Below are 2,500 nucleotides of genomic sequence, written 5' to 3' on the forward strand. Positions count from 1 at the left end.
TGTATTTGGTGGATCGTTGCTGGCGGCGAAAAAGATATCCTTTGAAGAAATAAAAGTTTTGCATCGGCTTATGGCTGGTGCGTGTTCTGCATACATTGTGAAGAGAAGATTGATCTGGAGGCTTCCAGGTGTCGTGGGTTGTTATCCATGATGTCCGAGCCCAGTTCTGATGATCCCATGGATGGCCTAGCCGGCCGGATATGGGTGAAGGACTGGAGGTAGGTGGGAAGCTTGTCGCTCTGGATCGTTCGTTGTTCGTTGCCTTTGGGCATCGTCTGATGAACGATCGGATTACCGTTGCCTGACCGCGCGGTATCGGATCATATCTCGAGAAGCTGGTCTTAAGACAGGCTGCAAGCGAGCTGCTCGGCGTAGCTCCAATAAAGCAGACCTGTCGAACACGTCGATGGCATCATGAAATGATCCGGTTGTAAAAGGTAACCGGATTTTTGGACTGGCCGTACGGCAATCGCAAGGTTGTCGGGATGGTCGCAAGTCCAAATATGGATGAGCATTGGCAATGAGAACGATTAAGTGTCGTAAGGGCATTTGGTGGATGCCTTGGCATGCACAGGCGATGAAGGACGTGATACGCTGCGAAAAGCCGTGGGGAGCTGCGAATGAGCTTTGATCCATGGATCTCCGAATGGGGCAACCCACCTTAAATGCTTGGGAATCTGGCGCCGCAGGCGCCGCGAATAGCGAATAGTGAGTAGCGAATAGTTTTTAAATTCTATTCGCTATTCGCTAACAACTATTCGCTGCGTCGCAAGGCGACGCCAGGTTCCAAGCATTGTGATAAGGTATCTACACCTGAATACATAGGGTGTAAGAAGCGAACGCAGGGAACTGAAACATCTAAGTACCTGCAGGAAAGGACATCAACCGAGACTCCGCAAGTAGTGGCGAGCGAACGCGGACCAGGCCAGTGGCAATTGTGATTAAAGTGGAACGCTCTGGAAAGTGCGGCCGTAGTGGGTGACAGCCCCGTACGCGTAGATATCATGATTGTCCTAGAGTAGGGCGGGACACGAGAAATCCTGTCTGAACATGGGGAGACCACTCTCCAAGCCTAAGTACTCGTGCATGACCGATAGCGAACAAGTACCGTGAGGGAAAGGTGAAAAGCACCCCGACAAGGGGAGTGAAATAGAACCTGAAACCGGATGCCTACAAACAGTCGGAGCCTGAAAGGGTGACGGCGTACCTTTTGTATAATGGGTCAACGACTTAGTGTAACAAGCAAGCTTAAGCCGGTAGGTGTAGGCGCAGCGAAAGCGAGTCTGAATAGGGCGATATAGTTTGTTGCATTAGACCCGAAACCGAGTGATCTAGCCATGAGCAGGTTGAAGGTTGGGTAACACCAACTGGAGGACCGAACCCGCATCTGTTGCAATAGATTGGGATGACTTGTGGCTAGGGGTGAAAGGCCAATCAAACTCGGAAATAGCTGGTTCTCCGCGAAATCTATTTAGGTAGAGCGTCGAGCGAATACCCCCGGGGGTAGAGCACTGGATGGGCTATGGGGACTCACCGTCTTACTGATCCTAACCAAACTCCGAATACCGGGGAGTACTACTCGGCAGACACACGGCGGGTGCTAACGTCCGTCGTGAAAAGGGCAACAACCCTAACCTCCAGCTAAGGTCCCCAAGTCATGGCTAAGTGGGAAAGGATGTGAGGATCCCAAAACAACCAGGATGTTGGCTTAGAAGCAGCCATCATTTAAAGAAAGCGTAACAGCTCACTGGTCTAAATAAGGGTCTTTGCGCCGAAAATGTAACGGGGCTGAAGCCATGCACCGAAGCTGAGGATGTGTAGCAATACACGTGGTAGCGGAGCGTTCCGTAAGCCGATGAAGGGAGACCTGTGAGGGCTCCTGGAGGTATCGGAAGTGCGAATGTTGACATGAGTAACGATAAAGAGGGTGAGAGACCCTCTCGCCGAAAGACCAAGGGTTCCTGCTTAAAGTTAATCTGAGCAGGGTTAGCCGGCCCCTAAGGCGAGGCAGAAATGCGTAGTCGATGGGAACCACGTTAATATTCGTGGGCCTGGTGGTAGTGACGGATTGCACAAGTTGTTCTGGTTTATTGGATTATCAGGGCAGCGGAGCGGTTCCAGGAAATAGCTCCACCGTATAGACCGTACCCGAAACCGACACAGGTGGTCAGGTAGAGTATACCAAGGCGCTTGAGAGAACTATGTTGAAGGAACTCGGCAAATTGCACGCGTAACTTCGGAAGAAGCGTGACCCCATTTTACGCAAGTATGATGGGGTGGCACAGACCAGGGGGTAGCGACTGTTTATCAAAAACACAGGGCTCTGCGAAGTCGCAAGACGACGTATAGGGTCTGACGCCTGCCCGGTGCTGGAAGGTTAAGAGGAGAGGTGCAAGCTTTGAATCGAAGCCCCAGTAAACGGCGGCCGTAACTATAACGGTCCTAAGGTAGCGAAATTCCTTGTCGGGTAAGTTCCGACCTGCACGAATGGCGTAACGAC

General features: G+C 51.6%; 1 rRNA gene (only partly in view). It reads left to right on the forward strand.

Going from position 1 to position 2,500, the window contains the following annotated elements:
* The first annotated feature begins 528 nt into the window (after positions 1 to 528).
* A 23S ribosomal RNA gene (locus tag V8P77_RS34515) occupies positions 529 to 2,500 on the forward strand; it runs 906 nt beyond the window's last position.

Source organism: Rhizobium aouanii (genome assembly GCF_037002925.1).
GTDB classification, from domain to species: Bacteria; Pseudomonadota; Alphaproteobacteria; order Rhizobiales; family Rhizobiaceae; genus Rhizobium; species Rhizobium aouanii.